At 72.0% G+C, this 13993-nt stretch carries 13 protein-coding genes; 6 read left to right on the top strand and 7 right to left on the bottom strand.

All coding sequences use genetic code 11. From position 1 onward, the window contains the following. Positions 1 to 2: 2 nt before the first annotated feature. Both A6R01_RS00785 and A6R01_RS00780 read left to right on the top strand, forming a co-directional pair. Complete coding sequence (locus A6R01_RS00785; protein WP_292602436.1) at positions 3 to 1469, top strand: PAS domain S-box protein; 1467 nt, start codon at positions 3 to 5, stop codon at positions 1467 to 1469. Further along, positions 1466 to 1966, top strand: coding sequence for an SRPBCC family protein (locus tag A6R01_RS00780; RefSeq protein ID WP_292602433.1), 501 nt, complete (start codon positions 1466 to 1468; stop codon positions 1964 to 1966). The genes A6R01_RS00785 and A6R01_RS00780 overlap by 4 nt, the downstream gene beginning before the upstream one ends. Here A6R01_RS00780 and A6R01_RS00775 read toward each other — a convergent pair. Both A6R01_RS00775 and nucS read right to left on the bottom strand, forming a co-directional pair. Further along, positions 1941 to 2474: a DUF952 domain-containing protein gene (locus tag A6R01_RS00775; protein ID WP_292602430.1), complete on the bottom strand. Its 534-nt coding sequence runs from the start codon at positions 2472 to 2474 to the stop codon at positions 1941 to 1943. The genes A6R01_RS00780 and A6R01_RS00775 overlap by 26 nt on opposite strands. A gap of 12 nt (positions 2475 to 2486) precedes the next feature. After that, the gene (nucS, locus tag A6R01_RS00770; protein ID WP_292602427.1) at positions 2487 to 3173 is read right to left on the bottom strand and encodes an endonuclease NucS; all 687 of its coding nucleotides are present in this window, start codon (positions 3171 to 3173) and stop codon (positions 2487 to 2489) included. Positions 3174 to 3246: 73 nt separating this feature from the next. On the opposite strand from nucS, the gene A6R01_RS00765 reads away from it, so the two are divergent. The 3 genes from A6R01_RS00765 (at position 3247) to A6R01_RS00755 (ending at position 7257) form a co-directional block, all read left to right on the top strand. Next, complete coding sequence (locus A6R01_RS00765) at positions 3247 to 4806, top strand: sodium:alanine symporter family protein (protein ID WP_292602424.1); 1560 nt, start codon at positions 3247 to 3249, stop codon at positions 4804 to 4806. Positions 4807 to 4825: 19 nt separating this feature from the next. Next, positions 4826 to 5380 (top strand): GNAT family N-acetyltransferase, encoded by a 555-nt coding sequence (locus tag A6R01_RS00760; protein WP_292602421.1) that lies wholly within the window; start codon positions 4826 to 4828, stop codon positions 5378 to 5380. 71 nt (positions 5381 to 5451) lie between these two features. Further along, entirely contained in the window at positions 5452 to 7257 is a 1806-nt protein-coding gene (locus tag A6R01_RS00755) for a 3-hydroxyacyl-CoA dehydrogenase family protein (protein WP_292602418.1), read from the top strand. Between the two features lie 63 nt (positions 7258 to 7320). Here the strand turns inward: A6R01_RS00755 and A6R01_RS00750 are convergent, their stop codons facing one another. The 3 genes from A6R01_RS00750 to A6R01_RS00740 form a co-directional block, all read right to left on the bottom strand. Beyond that, complete coding sequence (locus tag A6R01_RS00750; RefSeq protein WP_292602415.1) at positions 7321 to 7698, bottom strand: response regulator transcription factor; 378 nt, start codon at positions 7696 to 7698, stop codon at positions 7321 to 7323. 162 nt (positions 7699 to 7860) lie between these two features. Beyond that, a complete protein-coding gene (locus tag A6R01_RS00745; protein ID WP_292602412.1) occupies positions 7861 to 9735 on the bottom strand; it encodes a S8 family serine peptidase in 1875 nt (624 codons plus the stop codon). A 52-nt stretch (positions 9736 to 9787) separates the two neighbouring features. After that, positions 9788 to 10327, bottom strand: a complete 540-nt coding sequence (locus A6R01_RS00740) for a CGNR zinc finger domain-containing protein (protein ID WP_292602410.1) — start codon at positions 10325 to 10327, stop codon at positions 9788 to 9790. A 38-nt stretch (positions 10328 to 10365) separates the two neighbouring features. Here A6R01_RS00740 and A6R01_RS00735 point away from each other — a divergent pair, with 38 nt between their 5' ends. After that, complete coding sequence (locus A6R01_RS00735) at positions 10366 to 11289, top strand: EamA family transporter (protein ID WP_292602408.1); 924 nt, start codon at positions 10366 to 10368, stop codon at positions 11287 to 11289. Here the strand turns inward: A6R01_RS00735 and A6R01_RS00730 are convergent. Both A6R01_RS00730 and A6R01_RS00725 read right to left on the bottom strand, forming a co-directional pair. Continuing rightward, positions 11286 to 12524 carry an AI-2E family transporter gene (locus A6R01_RS00730; RefSeq protein WP_292602405.1) on the bottom strand — a complete coding sequence of 413 codons (1239 nt, stop codon included), beginning with the start codon at positions 12522 to 12524 and terminating at the stop codon, positions 11286 to 11288. The two genes, A6R01_RS00735 and A6R01_RS00730, sit on opposite strands and share 4 nt — an antisense overlap. Then, entirely contained in the window at positions 12521 to 13756 is a 1236-nt protein-coding gene (locus A6R01_RS00725; RefSeq protein ID WP_292602402.1) for a hypothetical protein, read from the bottom strand. The genes A6R01_RS00730 and A6R01_RS00725 overlap by 4 nt, the downstream gene beginning before the upstream one ends. Positions 13757 to 13993: the final 237 nt, after the last annotated feature.

Genomic DNA, 13993 nt, shown 5'->3' with positions numbered 1-13993 from the left:
CCGTGGAGGGGACCGACCGGCTGGGCGATGCCGCCCTGTGGCGAGGGGTCGTCGACGCGTCCCCCGACGCGGTCCTGCTCGTGGACGAGGAGGGGCTGATCGCCTCCGCCAACAGCCACTGCCTCGAGGTCTTCGGCACCCACCCCGACGAGCTGGTCGGCAAGCCCGTCGAGGCGCTCGTGCCCGCGGCGGTGCGTCAGCACCACCCTCGACGACGGGCCAGCTTCGAGGGCGTGCACGGGGGGCGCCCGATGGGCCTGCTGCAGCTGGCGGCGGCCCGCGCGGACGGCTCGGAGTTCCCCGCGGAGATCTCCCTGGCGAAGGTCTCGGCCGAGGACGCGACGTACGTCTGCGCGACGGTGCGTGACGTGTCCTCACGGGTCCTGGAGCAGGAGCGGTTCCGCAGCCTCCTGGAGGCCGCCCCCGACGCCATGGTGATCGTCGACGAGTCCGCCGAGATCGTCCTGGTCAACCGCCAGGTCGTGAACCTGTTCGGCTACGAGCCCGACGAGCTCCTCGGGCGTCCCATCGAGACGCTGGTGCCCGAGCGGTACCGCGAGGGCCACCACGCCCTGCGCGAGGGCTTCCTGGGCCGCCCGGGCGTGCGGCCGATGGGCTCGGGACGCGAGCTGTACGCCGCCCGCAAGGACGGCAGCGAGTTCCCGGTCGAGATCTCCCTCTCCCCGCTGCTGACCGAGGAGGGCATCCTCGTCTCCGCCGCAGTGCGCGACATCACCGAGCGGCTGAGGCTCCAGCGCGAGGCGGACCGGCTGCGCGACGAGCTGGTCGCCACGGTGTCCCACGAGCTGAGGACCCCGCTGACCTCGATCATCGGCTACGTCGAGCTGATGATGGACCTCGACGACGACGCCATCAGCGCGCCCGCTCGACGCATGCTCGAGGTCATCGAGCGCAACGCCAGTCGCGAGCTGCGCCTGGTCAACGACCTGCTGGACCTGTCCTCCATCGACGTGACGACCGTCGAGGAGCCGCAACGGGTGTCCCTGGGCAGTGTCGCCCGCTCGTGCGCGGAGGGCGCCGGTGTGGCCGCGCTGACGAAGTCGGTCCCGGTGTCGGTGCAGGTGCCCCCCGGCCTGGTGGTCGAGGGGGACCCGCTGCGGCTCGCGCAGGTGGTGGACAACCTCGTGGTCAACGCCTTGAAGTTCAGCCCCCCGGGCACCGAGGTGGTCGTCGCGGGAGGGCGCGAGGCCGGCGAGGTCTGGCTCGAGGTGCGGGACCGGGGCACGGGCGTCTCCGAGGAGGAGCTGCCGCGCATCTTCGACCGGCTCTTCCGGTCCGCCGACGCCGTGCGTGACCAGGTGCCGGGCGCCGGCCTGGGACTGACCATCGCCCGTGCCATCGTGGACGCGCATCGTGGACGCATCACCGCCACGAGCACCCTGGGGGAGGGGACGACCGTGCGCGTGGTGCTGCCCGAGGCACCCAGCGAGATCGAGGAGACCGGATGACCCGCCTGCACCCCTGCCGCCCCGTGGAGCTCGACTACCTCGACACCGCGCCGGCGGTCTTCTCCAACTCCGTGGACATCGCCCTGTCCCCCGAGGAGCTCTTCGAGGTCCTCGCCCGAGCCGACACCTGGCCCCGCTGGGCGTCGGTCATCACCGACGTCGAGTACACCTCGCCGGAGCCGCACGGTGTCGGCACCACCCGCGTGGTCACCATGCGAGGTGGGATCGTGGGGGACGAGGAGTTCCTCGCCTGGGAGCCGGGTCGCCACCTCGCGTTCCGGTTCAACGCCTCCTCGACGTCGGCGCTCAGCGCGTTCCTCGAGGACTACCGGATCGAGCCGACGGACACGGGGTGCCGGCTGACCTGGACGCTGGCGCAGGAGCTGGCCGGTCCCTCCAAGGTCTTCGCCCCGCTGACCGGCCCGCTGTGCGACCTGGCGTTCCGTCGGTTCCTGAAGAACCTCCAGCGGCTCACGTCCGCGGGCGTCCCCGCCTGAGCACGAGCCACATCAGCAGGAGCCCGACGGCCAGCCCGGCCGCCGCGCCCACCAGGGTCTCCGACCCGCCGTCGACGCCGCCCACGGCGACGGCGCCGATGGCCGAGAGGACGATGAGGCCGAACCCGAGCGCCGCGTTGCGCAGCACCTCGCGCAGGAAGAGCGAGCTGAAGGACGTGGCGGCCAGGGCCTCCTCGACCGGCACTGCTCTGAGCACGGCCGTCACCGGGACAGGGCCCTGGATGTGGGGGAAGGTCTCGGTGCCGCCGGGCTCGCCGGGCTCCTCCACGACCGGGCACCCGAGGCGGTCGGTGTCGATCTCGAGCAGCACCAGCGGTTCGCCGACGTCGGCGTAGAAGCGGGCGTGCACGCCACGCCACTGGTCGGCCCGGCTGGCGTGGATGAAACCCTCCTGCTCCAGGGTCCGGCCGCGGGTGGACGTGGTGTGGACACCGTCGCGGCGGGCCCGGGCCCAGTCCGCGGCGGTCGCCACGTGGTAGACGAGCACGGCGGGTGGCTCTCAGAAGAGCCGGTGCTCGGCGTCGTCGTCCATGCCGCGCAGCGCGTCGTAGTCGACGACGGCGCAGGTGATGCCGCGGTCCTCTGCGAGCACCCGGGCCTGCGGCTTGATGGCCTGCGCGGCGAAGATGCCGCGCACCGACCCCTTGCCGGTGAGGAGGGGGTCCCGGTTGAGCAGCTCGAGGTAGCGGGTCAGCTGCTCGACGCCGTCGATCTCACCGCGTCGCTTGATCTCGACCGCGACGCTGAGCCCCTCGGCGTCCCGGCACATCAGGTCCACCGGGCCGATGGCGGTGGGGAACTCGCGACGCACGAGCGTGAGCCCGGCGGCCAGCGTGGCCGGGTGCTCGGCGAGCAGTTCCTGCAGGTGCTTCTCCACGCCGTCCTTCTGCAGCCCGGGGTCGATGCCCAAGTCGTGCGAGGAGTCGTGGAGGACCTCCTCGATGAGGATCCGCAGCGTGTCGTCGGTCTTCCCGGTCACCGTCCACTCGACCTGGCCGTCCTCGGTGGTGCCCTCGCGCAGGGCGCAGGGCGGCGACATCCAGTTCAGCGGCTTGTAGGAGCCGCCGTCGGAGTGGACCAGGACCGACCCGTCCGCCTTGATCATCAGCACCCGGGTGGCCATGGGCAGGTGGGCGGTCAGCCGGCCGGCGTAGTCGACCTGGCAGCGCGCGACGACGAGTCTCACGCGGCCCGAGGGTACCCGGGGGCAACCGCCCGGGTGGTCCGGGGACCGGACGGGTGGTGTTGCATGGCGGGTTATGACCATTCTCGGAACCGTCCCAGGGACGATCCCGTTGGCCGCCGACGCGGAGAGCGCGTTCATCCCCAGCCTGGAGAAGGCCATCAACGACGCCTTCGAGCCGATCGCGACCGCCGTCACGTCGGTGATCTTCTGGGAGGTCCCCCTGGGGGACTACTCCTTCCCCCTGATCGTGCTGTGGCTCGTGGTGGCCGCGGCGGTCTTCACCGTCTACTTCCGGGGCGTGCAGTTCCGCTCGATGGGCACGGCGTGGGCCCTGGTGCGCGGTCGCTACTCCCGCTCGAGCGATCCAGGCGAGGTCACGCACTTCCAAGCGCTCGCCTCCGCGGTGTCCGGGACCGTGGGACTCGGCAACATCGCCGGTGTCGCGGTCGCGGTGACCGTCGGCGGGCCGGGAGCGACCTTCTGGATGATCCTCGCGGGCCTGCTCGGCATGTGCACCAAGTTCGTGGAGTGCACCCTGGGCGTGCGCTACCGCGAGGTCCACGAGGACGGCACCGTCACCGGCGGGCCGTTCCGCTACATGCCGGTCGCCTTCGAGCGCTTCGGCCCCGGCGTCGGCAAGGTCGCGATGGGCATCTTCGCCGTGGCGCTGATCCTCTTCGGTGCCCTCGGCGGCAACGCCTTCCAGTCCAACCAGACCTACGCCCAGGCGGTCAACGTCACCGGCGGTGACGACTCCTTCCTCGCCTCGAGCGGCGCCGCGTTCGCCTTCGGCGTCGTGCTCGCGCTCCTCGTGGGTGTGGTCATCCTCGGTGGCGTCACCTCCATCGCGAAGGTCACCTCCAAGCTCGTGCCGGTGATGGCGGCGATCTACATCGGTGCCTGCCTGCTGGTCATCGGCATCAACGCCACCGAGGTGCCCGGTGCGATCGGCCGTATCGTCGAGGGCGCGTTCGCTCCCGAGGGCATCACCGGCGGCGCCATCGGCGTCCTCATCATCGGCTTCCAGCGCGCGGCGTTCTCCAACGAGGCCGGCGTGGGCTCGGCGCCGATCGTCCACTCGGCGGTCAAGACCCGCCACCCCGTGAGCGAGGGCTTCGTGGCGCTGCTCGAGCCGTTCATCGACACGGTGGTGATCTGCACGATGACCGCGCTGACCATCGTCATCGCGGCCGACGGCACCAACTACGACGAGCTGGTCGGTGGCGGGCTGGACAGTGCCGGGGGCGTCACGCTCACCTCGGACTCCTTCGACACCTTCCTGCCCGGCTTCGACAACGTCCTCGCGCTCGCGGTGGCCCTGTTCGCCTTCTCCACGCTGATCACCTGGGCGTACTACACGATGCGGGCCTGGACCTCCCTGGTCGGCAAGAGCACGTTCAACGAGACCTTCTTCAAGGTCGTCTTCTGCCTCTTCACCGTGCTCGGTGCCGTGGTGGACCTGGGGTCGGTCCTCAGCTTCGCCGACGCCATGCTGTTCGTGTGCGCGATCTTCAACCTGCTGGCCTGCTACCTCCTGTTGCCAAAGGTGCGCGAGGAGATGCGCTCCTTCCTCGACGGCATCCGCAGCGGGGAGATCTCCGAGGTGCCGGTGGAGGAGCGTGCGACCACGTGAGCCCGGTGGTGGTCCGACGATGACGCTGTCGGTCCACCCGGCGCGGCCCTCCGAGCTGCGGCACCTCGCCGCCATCGAGGACTCGGGGGCCGCGCCCTTCGCCGACTGGTTCGGGGAGGCCGTCGTGCCGGCCCTGCTGGCGCCCGCGCCGAGCGGGACGAGCAGGGACGCGGCCGACGGGGCCCTCCTGGTCGCCGTCGACCCGGCGTACGCCGACGGGCCGGTCGGCTTCGCCCACCTGCTGTGGCTCCGCGCCGACGACGGGGCCCTCACCGCCCACCTCGAGCAGCTCTCGGTACTGCTGCCCGAGCACGGCCGCCGGGGCGTCGGCACCGCACTCGTGCACGCCGCCTGCGAGGAGGCCCGGTGGGCCGGTCACGACTCGCTGACCCTGTGCACCTACCGCGACGTGCCCTGGAACGGGCCGTTCTACCGCCGCCTGGGCTTCTCCGAGGACCCTGCGCCTCCGCCCCACCTGGCCCGGATCCGTCGCCACGAGCAGGACCTCGGGCTGGACCGGTGCGGTGCCCGCGAGGTGCTCAGGCGGCACTTGGATCGATCATCCCGTGCCTGAGCGGCCGCTAAGTTACCGACCAGTGAACCAGGCCACAGGCAGGGTGCCCGACCCGTGCCATGATGCCGCCCATGACCGCTCCCGAGACTCCTGACACCGCCCGCACCTTCACCACCATCGGTGTCGTGGGCCTCGGCACCATGGGTGCCGGCATCGCCGAGGTCTTCGCCCGTCACGGCTACGCCGTGGTCGGTGTGGAGAAGGACGACGAGGGCGTGGCCCGCGGCCGTCGCCACCTCGAGGCCTCCACCGGCCGCGCCGTCGCGCGCGAGAAGCTGACCCAGGACGAGGCAGACGCGCTCCTGGGCCGGATCTCCTTCACCACGACCCTGAAGGACCTCGCCGACGCCGACCTCGTGGTCGAGGCCGTCGTCGAGTCCATGGACGTGAAGGTCTCCATCTTCCGCGACCTCGACGCCATCGTCTCGCCCGACGCGATCCTGGCGACCAACACCTCCTCCCTGTCGGTGACCGAGCTGTCCACCGCGACCTCCGCGCCCGGCCGCGTGGTCGGCATCCACTTCTTCAACCCCGCACCCGTGCAGCGGCTGGTGGAGGTCGTGCGGACCGTCGTGACCGAGCCGGCCGTCCTCGACGACGTGCAGGCCCTGCTGGGGTCGCTGGGCAAGAGCCCGGTGGTCTGCGGCGACAAGGCCGGGTTCATCGCCAACACGCTGCTCTTCGGCTACCTCAACCACGCCGCCTCGATGTTCGAGCAGCGCTACGCATCGCGCGAGGACATCGACGCCGCGATGCGCTTCGGCTGCGGCTACCCGATGGGTCCGCTGGCCCTGCTGGACCTGATCGGCCTCGACACCGCCTACGAGATCCTCGAGACGATGTACCGCCAGGGTCGCGACCGGCTGCACGCGCCCACCCCGATCCTCAAGCAGATGGTCACCGCCGGCCTGCTGGGCCGCAAGACCGGTCGTGGCTTCTACACCTACGAGCAGCCCGACTCCCCGGTGGTGGTCGACGACGCGGCGACGCCCAGCGCCGACGCGGCTCCGGCGCTGCGTCACGAGATCGCCCAGGTCGGCGTGGTGGGCACCGGCACGATGGCATCGGGCATCGTCGAGGTGTTCGCCAAGGCCGGCTACGACGTGCTGTTCGTCGGTCGCTCGCAGGAGAAGGTCGCCGGGGTCGTCGCGGCCATCACCAAGAACTTCGACAAGCAGATCCAGCGTGGCCGCGCCACCGAGGAGCAGAAGACCGAGGTGTTGGCCCGCGTCAGCGGCACCACCTCGCTCGACGACCTGAGCACGGTCGACATCGTGGTCGAGGCCATCGCCGAGGACCTGGCCATCAAGACCACGCTGTTCGAGAACCTCGACGACATCTGCAAGCCCGGCGCGATCCTGGCCACCACCACCTCCTCGTTGCCGATCATCGCGATGGCCAAGGTGACCTCGCGTCCGCAGGACGTCATCGGGATGCACTTCTTCAACCCGGCGACCGTCATGAAGCTGGTCGAGGTCGTCTCGACCGTCTCCACCGACGACGCGGTCACCGAGACCGTCCGGGCGCTGTGCGCGAAGGTCGGCAAGGTCGCGGTCTCGTGCACGGACCGCGCGGGCTTCATCGTCAACGCGCTGCTCTTCCCCTACCTCAACGACGCGGTGAAGATGCTCGAGGCGCACTACGCGACCGCCGACGACATCGACACCGCCATGAAGCAGGGCTGTGCCCTCCCGATGGGCCCCTTCGAGCTGCTCGACGTGGTCGGCAACGACGTGTCGCTGGCCATCCAGCGAGAGCTGTACCTGGAGTTCCGCGAGCCCGGCTTCGCCCCGGCACCGCTCCTGGAGCACCTGGTCACCGCGGGCTACCTCGGTCGCAAGACCAAGCGCGGCTTCCGCGACTACAGCGCTCGCTGACCGTCCGGTCCCGGCGTCACCGGCCCTCGTCTGCTCAGACGGGGGCCGGTCGTCGTTCCACCCTCAGGCGGAGGTCCTGCCGGCCGCGGTGAGCAGTTCCTCGACCGCGCCGACGAGGGTGGCGGAGGTGAACGGCTTGGCCATCACCTTGTCGACGCCGCCTGCCAGTGCCTGGGCGTGGTCGGGGATCGCGGTGACCATGAGCAGGGGAAGACCGGTCAGGCCGAGCTCTCCGCGCACGGCTGCGGCTAGGCCGAGGCCGTCGAGATGGGGCATGTTCCAGTCCAGCACCACCAGGTCCGGTGCCGACGTGCGGATCTTCTCCAGCGCGGCGCGTCCGTCTGCGGCCGTGTCGACCTGGTGGCCGTGCTTGCGCAGGAACAGGGCCATCAGCAGTGACAGGTCGGGGTCGTCGTCGACGACGAGGATCTGCGTGGGCACGGCGCTCCTGGTGGGGGATGGGGGACACGGGCTCCCCGTGCGTCCAGGGTGGCACAGCGTCGGTGACCGCGGGCCGGAACCGGCGGGGGGGGTATGACGGAGGTCCCGCCCCGGGTCGGGGCGGGACCTCCGCGGGTCAGGACGACGGAGTGGTGCCTCGCCTCAGCGTCGCTTCAGCTGGGAGGCCGACACGAAGACGACGCGGCCGTTGATGGAGTCGCTGTCCAGGGTGTCGGGGTCGGACACGTAGTAGCCCCCGAGCTCGAGGGTGTAGTCGCCGGGGGCCACGTCCTCCAGCAGCACCGACCCGGTGCCGTGGCTGAAGAGCAGGTCCGTGCTGGTGGACCCGACCTCGGTGCCGTCGGCGGCGACCAGGGTGGCCGTGACCTCGGCGAGGTTCGCGGCGGTGCCGGGGGTCGGGTAGACCACGGCCAGCTTCACCGCGTCGGTGCTCTTGGCCACCCTCAGCTCGTGGGTGTCGAAGAACGGCAGCGGGTCGACGGCGACCGGCAGGGCGTCGGACTGCCACTGGTCGGTGCGCGCGACCTTCCAGTCGTCCTGGCGTGCGAGGCGGCGGTCGGCCGTGCGCATGGCCCGGGCGATCCTCTTCTTCAGGGCCTTGCCGGAGCGACCCTTGACCAGCGTCACGGCCCGGTCGAGGTTCACGTGCCCGTAGCCGACCTGGTGGGAGCCCAGGATGGTCCCGTCCGGGGTCCGCACCGGGCTGGCGGTCGCCTTCATGGCCAGCTGCACCTGAGCGGGGGTGAGCCTCGGGTTGGCCTGCAGCAGGACGGCCGCCGCGCCGGCGATGTGCGGTGCGGACATCGAGGTGCCGGAGGCCGAGGTGTTGCCGTGGTCGGGGCAGGGCCCGATCACGCTGCCCGTGCTGTCGCACGAGGAGGAGATCGAGACGCCGGGCGCCATGATGTCGGGCTGGGTCAGGCCGATCCGGTCGCCACGGTGGACGGTGTGCCCGTCCGCACCGATCGCGACTGCTCGGCCGTTGTCGAGCTCCAGGCCGTTGGAGGAGAAGCTGCCGCGCTGGCGGGAGAGGTCGCCGGCGGCCACGGAGATCACCCACGGGGCCTGGTTGAAGGGGCTGACGCTCGCCTCGGCGTCCCCGGAGCCGGAGTTGCCGGCGGAGAAGACGACGGTCACGCCCCGGTCGCTCACGGCCTTGGTGGCGACGTTGACCGGGTCCTCGGGGTCGTACTGCCGGAAGCTGTTGCCCCAGGAGTTGTTGATGACGTCGATGCCGAGCAGGTCGGGCTGGTCGAGGATGTAGTCGTAGGCGGTGACCACGGCGGTGGTCGTGATGACGGCACCGATGGCGAAGCACGCCAGCTCGGCGTCCGGGGCCACGCCGAGGTGGTCGGGGCTGCTGGTGCCGTCGGCGGCGACGATGCCCGCCACGTGGGTGCCGTGGCCCGAGCCGAGGTCGGTGTTGGAGTAGGGCGTGTCGCCCATCGGGATCGGCAGCACCGGGGAGGTGCCGGCGTTGGCGTACTCCGGGCTGAGCAGGACCACGTTGTGGACGATGTGGTCGGCGAGGTCGGGGTGGGTCCCGTCGCAGCCGGAGTCGATGACCCCGACGGTCACGCCCTTGCCGGTCAGGCCCCGGCTGCGCAGCTTCTTCGCCGCGGCGGGGGAGGAGGACATGACGTCGGAGGACGCGGTGTCGGCGTAGGCGAGCACCTCGTCGGGCCGCACGTCCAGGCCGAGTCCCTCGGGGACGATGCGGGCCAGGGTCGCCGCGGGGCCGTGGACCACGGCCATCGGCAGGGCGTCCAGGCCGCGGACGGTCAGGCCGAGGCCGCGCAGGGCGCGCAGCTGGGCACGACTGGGGACGTCGGCGAAGCGCACCACGGCGCGGCCGGTCGGGGAGGCCAGTGCCTCGGCGGCGGTGGCCACGGGGCTCGAAGTGGGCGTGGACTGCGGGACCGTCGCGGTGGCCGGCGCAGGGGTGGCGGAGCCGGCCAGGGCGAACGGGGCCAGGCCGGCGCAGGTGAGCGTGGCGAGGCGGCGGAGGCGGGACATCGGGGCCTTTCGGGTCGGGTTCGCCCCCTCAACGGCTCCGGGGCCCTGGCGGTTACGCCTCGCCCGCCTGGCGGGCGCGGTAGGCGGCGACCGCGTTGCGGTTGCCGCAGGTGGTCGAGCAGAACCGCTTCGACCGGTTGCGGGAGAGGTCGAGCACGATGCCGTCGCAGTCGTCGTCCTCGCAGACGCCCAGGCGGGACATCTCGTCGGTGCGGACCACGTCGACCATCGCCATCGCGGTCTCCACCGTGATCCTGGTCGCGAGCGGTGCGTCCGGCGAGCAGGCGTGGATGTGCCAGTCGTAGGGGTCGTGACGCACCAGCTGGGGGACCGCGCCCGCCTCGGCCAGCATGTGGTTGACGATCTCGACCGCCTCTTCGCGACTGGCCGTGAAGAGCTCGCGGAAGCGCGGCCGCAGCGCGCGCACCTCCTCCAGCTCGGCACGGGTGCGCTCGTGGCGACCGGTGTACTCGAAGCCGGTGTAGTACTCGTCGAGCGCCGCCACGGTCAGCAGGGTGTCGGGGTCGCCGGCGGTGTTGGTCAGCTCGACGGCGGCCTGGAGGGACATCTCGGTGTCATGGGCGAAAACCACGTTGACACGTTACTACGCACGGCCTACCGTCATGATCCATGACGACGTTGACTCATGACGTACCGGTCTCGGGCCCGGGTGCGTCCGCTTCCCGGCTGTCCGCGGGACTGACCTTCGCCCTGGTCAGCGCGCTGTCGTTCGGGCTGTCCGGGGCGGTGGCACGCGGGCTGCTCGACACCGGTTGGTCGCCTGGCGCCGCGACGCTCGTGCGGGTCAGCGTCGCCGCGCTGGTCGTGCTGCCGCTGGGCCTGGTCGCGCTGCGCGGTCGCTGGGCGCTCCTGCGCCGCAACGCCACGGTGGTCGTCCTCTACGGCGTCCTGGCCGTGGCCGGGGCGCAGTTCTGCTACTTCTCGGCCGTCCAGCACATGCAGGTGGCGCCCGCGTTGCTGATCGAGTACACCGCGCCGGCAGCCGTCGTGCTGTGGCTGTGGCTGCGCCACGGGCAGCGGCCGGGGCCCATCACGCTGGCCGGCGCAGGGGTGGCGGCGGTCGGGCTCGTGCTCGTGCTCGACGTCGTCTCCGGCGCCGACCTCAGCCTGGTCGGCGTGGCCTGGGCCCTGGGTGCGATGATCGGCGCCACGGCGTACTTCCTGATCTCCGCCGACGAGGGCAACGGTCTGCCGCCCCTGACCCTGGCCGCCGGCGGCCTGGTCGTCGGGTCGGCCTCGCTGGCGCTCCTCGGTCTCGTGGGCCTGCTGCCGATGCGGGTCGCCACGGCCGAGGTGTCCTACGCCGGCCCTGCCGGTACGACGGTGGCGTGGTGGGTCCCCGTGCTCGTGCTCGGCCTGGTGACGGCCGGGGTGGCCTACACCTCCGGCATCGCCGCCGGCCGGCGTCTCGGGTCGCGACTGGCGTCGTTCGTGGCGCTCACCGAGGTCCTGGCTGCGGTCGTGGCCGCATGGCTGCTCCGAGCGGCCCGAGCCGGTCCTGTGAGGCCGGCCGGTCCGGGGGACGTCCGCTAGGAGACGTCCTGGCGGCGGACGTAGACCTCGCGCAGCAGCATCAGGATGCCCGCGGCCGTGGGGATCGCCAGCAGCGCACCGACGACGCCGAGCAGCGCGGCGCCGACGAGCGCGGCGATGACGATGACGGCCCCGGGCAGGTCCACGGAGCGCGACATCACGCGCGGGTAGATCAGGTAGTTCTCGACCTGCTGGTAGACCACGTAGAAGACGATGCAGGCGATGCCGGTCTGCACGTCGGTGGCGAAGCCGATGGCCGTGACGGCGATGGCGCCCAGGGTGGCACCGATCATCGGGATCACGCCCAGCAGCGCCACCACGGTGGCCAGCGCCACGGCGTACTCGCCGAGGCCGATGACGAACAGGAACACCAGCGAGGAGATCCCCGAGATCAGGGCCACGATGAAGGCGCCGGACACGTAGCCGCCGACGCTGGCGAGGATCCGGTCGCCGAGCCGGCTGACGCGGTCACGGCGCGAGGCGGGGGCCAGACGGTAGAGGGCGCCCTTGGTGGTCTCCATCGACGCCAGGAAGTACAGCGTCAGGACCAGCACGATGAAGGCGTTGAAGAACGCGCCGACCAGGGCGAGCCCGAAGCCGAGGACCCCGCCGAAGAGCCCGGAGAGGAAGTCGCCGTTGCTGACGTAGTCGCGGGCGCGGTCGAGGAGCTGGTACTCCTCGTCGAGCGCGCGCACCCGTTCGTTGCGCTGGAGCTGGTCGAACCAGCCGGGCGCGTTGTCGGTGATGGCGCGGACCTGGTCGGCGATGACCGGCACGATCGCCACCACGAAGAGCGTGAGGGCCCCGAGAGCGGCGATGATGACGGCCAGGACCGCGAAGCCGCGCCGCAGCCCGCGCCGCTCCAGGAACAGCACCGCCGGGTGCAGCCCCGCGGCCAGGAACAGCGAGACCACGATCAGCAGCAGCGTCGAACCGATCGCCAGGATCGTGGTGCCCAGCCACCAGGCGGTCAGCGCCCCCAGGCCGCCGAAGAAGCCGAGGTAGAACGGCGAACGCCGGTCCAGCGGGGGACCGGGTGTCCCGAGGTGCTCGGGTCCGCCGACGAGCCCCACGTGGGCGTCGTCGTCGGTGGCCTCCTGCTCGTGCTCCTCGACCATCGCGACGGTGTCGCGGGGGTCGCGGGGGTCACGGGGGTCACGGGGGTCACGGGGGTCGGTCGAGTCCTGCGGCCCGGCGGACCGCTGGTCGTCGGACCCGCCGGGCTCGCTCGTCACGACTCGTCGTTCTGCGGTGCGTCGGCAGGGGCCTCGGGCTCGTCGTTGCCGAAGCCGGACACGATGTCGGCCAGCGAGGAGAGCTGGGCGGTGATGCCGTCGCGACGCTTCTGCAGCCGCTCCACCTCCGCGCGCACCGCGGCCAGCTCGCGCTCGGCCTCGGCGGTGCCGGTCGAGGAGATCGACTCGGCCTGCTTCTGCGCCGAGGACACGATCTGCTCGGCTTCGCGCCGGGCCCGCTGGAGCAGGGCGTCGGCCTCGGCCTGGGACTGCTCGCGGTACTGGGTCGCCGAGGCGGTGGCCTGGCGGCCGCGCTCCTCCGCGGAGGCGGCGCGCTGCTCGGCCTCGGTGACCAGGCGCTGCGTCTCGGCCATCGCGCTCTCGTGGTGCTCGGAGGCCTCGCGGGCCAGCCGCTCCTTCTCCACCGCGAGGGTGCGGCGGGCCTCGGTGACCTCGCGGTCGGCCGCGGCCCGGGCCTTCTCCACCTCGCGCTGGGCGGAGGGACGCATCTCGGTCGCCTCCTGCTGGGCGGCGAGCTTGACCTGGTCGGCCTCGCGCTTCGCGGCGGCGCGCAGGTCCTCGGCCTCGCTGCGGGCCAGCGACCGCTCCTGCTCGGCGTCGGTCAGCAACCGGGTGCGGTGCTCCTCGAGCTCCTGGAGCTGCACCATCCGCATGTCCTCGGCCTCACGGGCGGCGTCGGCCTTGATCGCCTTGGCGTCGCGCTCGGCCTGGTTGAGGATCTCGTCGGCGTCGCGGCGCGCGGCGGCCCGCACGTCGGCGGCCTCCTCCTCGGCCAGCCGGAGCATGGCGCTGGCCCGACCGCCCAGACCGGCGTACGACGGTCGCTCCATCTCCGCGACCTCGGTCCGGACCCGCTCCAGCTCGGCCTCGAGCTCGACGACCCGCTGCTCGGACTCGGTCAGGCTCTGCGCCAGACCGGACTTCTCGCCCAGCAGCTGGCGGACCTTGGCGTCGACGCTGGCGGTGTCGTAGCCGCCACGACGCACCACGGGGAAGCCGGGGGCGGCGGGAGCCGATGGAGCACCGCCGGGCCGTGCCGCGGGGGGCACGACGGGGCGCTGGGGGGCGTTGCCGGAGGCGCCGGACGGCTGGCCGCCCTGGCTGCTCTTGTCGCCCTGGGCGACGGGGATCACCTGGGTCTTGTCGTCGGGAGAGCCCTTGCCGGTCTGGCCGGACTGCTCGTCGAAGATGGACAGGCCCTGGTCGCTCATGCGGGACAACCTACTTCCAGTCGTGGGAGGTCGACGTGAGACCCCATTGTCGAGGATCGCCCGCCGCAGTCCCACCCGTCGACACCTGAATCTTTGCCCAGATTCCAGGCGTCCCCGGCGGGGGAGAGGCCGGGGACGCCAGGGAGGCCAGGGAGGCCAGGGACGCCGCGAGGGCCGTCGGTGCGACCGACGGCCCTCGCGGGTGGTGCAGGTGCCGGACCCTGGGCCCGGCGGGGG

Source organism: Nocardioides sp. REDSEA-S30_B4 (assembly GCF_001627265.1).
Classification (GTDB): domain Bacteria; phylum Actinomycetota; class Actinomycetes; order Propionibacteriales; family Nocardioidaceae; genus Nocardioides.
This window is presented reverse-complemented; position numbering and strand designations above follow the sequence as displayed.

Excerpts from the sequence above, each read along its gene's own strand:
- A6R01_RS00780 (WP_292602433.1), top strand. The coding sequence starts at position 1,466 with ATGACCCGCCTGCACCCCTGCCGCCCCGTGGAGCTCGACTACCTCGAC.
- A6R01_RS00755 (WP_292602418.1), top strand. The coding sequence starts at position 5,452 with ATGACCGCTCCCGAGACTCCTGACACCGCCCGCACCTTCACCACCATC.
- A6R01_RS00745 (WP_292602412.1), bottom strand. The coding sequence starts at position 9,735 with ATGTCCCGCCTCCGCCGCCTCGCCACGCTCACCTGCGCCGGCCTGGCC.
- A6R01_RS00760 (WP_292602421.1), top strand. The coding sequence starts at position 4,826 with ATGACGCTGTCGGTCCACCCGGCGCGGCCCTCCGAGCTGCGGCACCTC.
- A6R01_RS00765 (WP_292602424.1), top strand. The coding sequence starts at position 3,247 with ATGACCATTCTCGGAACCGTCCCAGGGACGATCCCGTTGGCCGCCGAC.
- A6R01_RS00725 (WP_292602402.1), bottom strand. The coding sequence starts at position 13,756 with ATGAGCGACCAGGGCCTGTCCATCTTCGACGAGCAGTCCGGCCAGACC.
- A6R01_RS00735 (WP_292602408.1), top strand. The coding sequence starts at position 10,366 with ATGACGACGTTGACTCATGACGTACCGGTCTCGGGCCCGGGTGCGTCC.